General features: G+C 45.0%; 2 protein-coding genes. Both read left to right on the top strand.

What is annotated here, in order from left to right; genetic code table 11:
• Positions 1-212 precede the first annotated feature (212 nt).
• Positions 213-635, top strand: a complete 423-nt coding sequence (locus AC805_RS14385) for a cupin domain-containing protein (protein WP_009625071.1) — start codon at positions 213-215, stop codon at positions 633-635.
• A gap of 281 nt (positions 636-916) precedes the next feature.
• A complete protein-coding gene (locus tag AC805_RS14390) occupies positions 917-2,029 on the top strand; it encodes a DegT/DnrJ/EryC1/StrS aminotransferase family protein (protein WP_055076058.1) in 1,113 nt (370 codons plus the stop codon).
• Positions 2,030-2,154: the final 125 nt, after the last annotated feature.

Below are 2,154 nucleotides of genomic sequence, written 5' to 3' on the forward strand. Positions count from 1 at the left end.
TAAGCGATCGCACAATGCTGTCGCCAAGTGTACTAGGACAAATCAAAACCCAAGAATTAATTGGCGGCGCTTCGCGCCGCCAATTAATTCTTGGGTTTTGATTTGTCCTAATTCAAGTGACTGTAGCTATAGTTATCAAAATAATGCTGTTTAAAGAGGATTATGGGGCTTGATGTTATTCTAGGAAGTAATCAGATTTCTAAATTGCAGTTATGTCACCAGTACAAGAAGTTTCTTCGGCGATCGCAAGCATAGCAAGTCTAAATGGGGAATCGCATGGTCATGGACCTACTGTAGAACGTCCGTGGGGATCCTTCACTACCCTCGAAGAAGGTCGCGGTTACAAAATCAAACGGATCGAAGTTAAATCTGGGCATCGTCTCAGTCTCCAAATGCACCACCACCGCAGCGAACATTGGATCGTTGTTTCAGGTACAGCCAAGGTAACCTGTGGAGACAAAGAAACGATGATTAGTACCAATCAATCCACCTATGTACCAAAATGTACGGCTCATCGGTTAGAAAATCCAGGCATTATTCCTTTGATCTTGATCGAGGTGCAAAATGGTGAGTATTTGGGAGAAGACGACATAATTCGCTTTCAAGATGACTATGCCCGTCACGAAACAAAATAAACGACGCATAGCATTCGTTTATACCAAATCACAAAATGGCGTAGCCATTTTGTGGTTTTAAAAACCTTACTGGGTTTGGGTTTTAATTTCCAAAAGTGTAGCCACACTTTTGGAAATTGGTATTAGCCCCAAAAGAGGGTTGCCGCGCATCGCGCGGCAACCCTCTTTTGGGCTTGATTTCCCGATCCAGTTGGTGGCAGCTATATTTAGGATTGCGTTAGTTAGTTATGGTTTGCATGATAGCGTTTAAAATAGTTGAGGCAATCTAGAATCGTTTCAACGTGAATAAAATTCCTCCCTTTGATGTATCGCAGCAATATCAACAAATTGGCGATCGCCTGAACAAAGCGGCGTTAGAAGTACTGGCATCGGGGCAATACATTGGCGGACAAGCTGTAAGTCAGTTTGAGACTGAATTTGCGCAATATATTGGCTCAAATCACGGTATTGCTTGCAACTCAGGTACTGATGCTCTGTATTTAGCCCTAAGAGCTTTAGACATTGGGGAGGGTGCCGAAGTAATTACTTCACCATTCACATTTTTTGCCAGTGCAGAAACGATCAGTATGACGGGGGCAAAGCCAGTATTTATTGATATTGAGGCTCATAGCTTCAATATCAATGTGGATTTAATCGAAGCGGCGATCACCGAGCGCACTAAGGCAATTATGCCTGTGCATCTATTTGGTCGCGCCGTAGATATGACTAAGCTGATGGCGATCGCCAAAAAGCACAATCTCTACGTCATCGAAGACTGCGCTCAGGCAACGGGGGCGACCTTTGACGGACAAAAGGTGGGGAATATCGGGGATGTGGGCTGTTTTAGCTTTTATCCCACCAAAAATCTGGGTGGCTGTGGCGATGGGGGAATGATGACCACCAATAACCCCGAAGTTGCCAGAAAATTACATATTTTGCGCGAACATGGTAGCCCGAAGCGTTATTACCACGAATATATCGGCATGAACTCTCGTCTCGATGCGCTGCAAGCGGCTCTATTGCAAGTTAAACTGCCCTACCTCGACAAGTGGAATGACCAGCGTCGGGAAATTAGCGATCGCTATACCCATCTGCTGAAAGATGCCAATATTCCCAAGATGGTCTCTCCTCACTACTGTGCAGGCAGTGTGTGGAACCAATACACAGTTTGCATCGGCGATGGGCAAAGAGATCGGGTGCAAGCCCAGCTTCGAGAACAAAATATCATCACGATGATTTACTATCCCTTACCCCTACATTTACAGGAGGTTTATCGTTACCTCAACTATAAAAAAGGAGATTTCCCTGTTGCCGAAGATATCTGCGATCGCGTTCTATCTTTACCCATGTTTCCCGAACTGCGCGAAGAACAACAGCAGCGAGTGGTCAGCACTTTGCAAAATATTCTGAAATAGCCTCTCCTATCTCTATGGTTCCATACCCAAGAAGAGGAGGTTGGCACTTCGTGCCAACCTCCTCTTCTTGGGTATAAAGCCCAAAATGGCAACGCCATTTTGGGAATCTCAAAACCTTACTGGGT

This window comes from Pseudanabaena sp. 'Roaring Creek', assembly GCF_001402795.1.
In the GTDB taxonomy this organism is placed as follows: domain Bacteria; phylum Cyanobacteriota; class Cyanobacteriia; order Pseudanabaenales; family Pseudanabaenaceae; genus Pseudanabaena.

Coding starts and splice junctions, on each gene's coding strand:
- AC805_RS14385 (WP_009625071.1), top strand. CDS start 213: ATGTCACCAGTACAAGAAGTTTCTTCGGCGATCGCAAGCATAGCAAGT.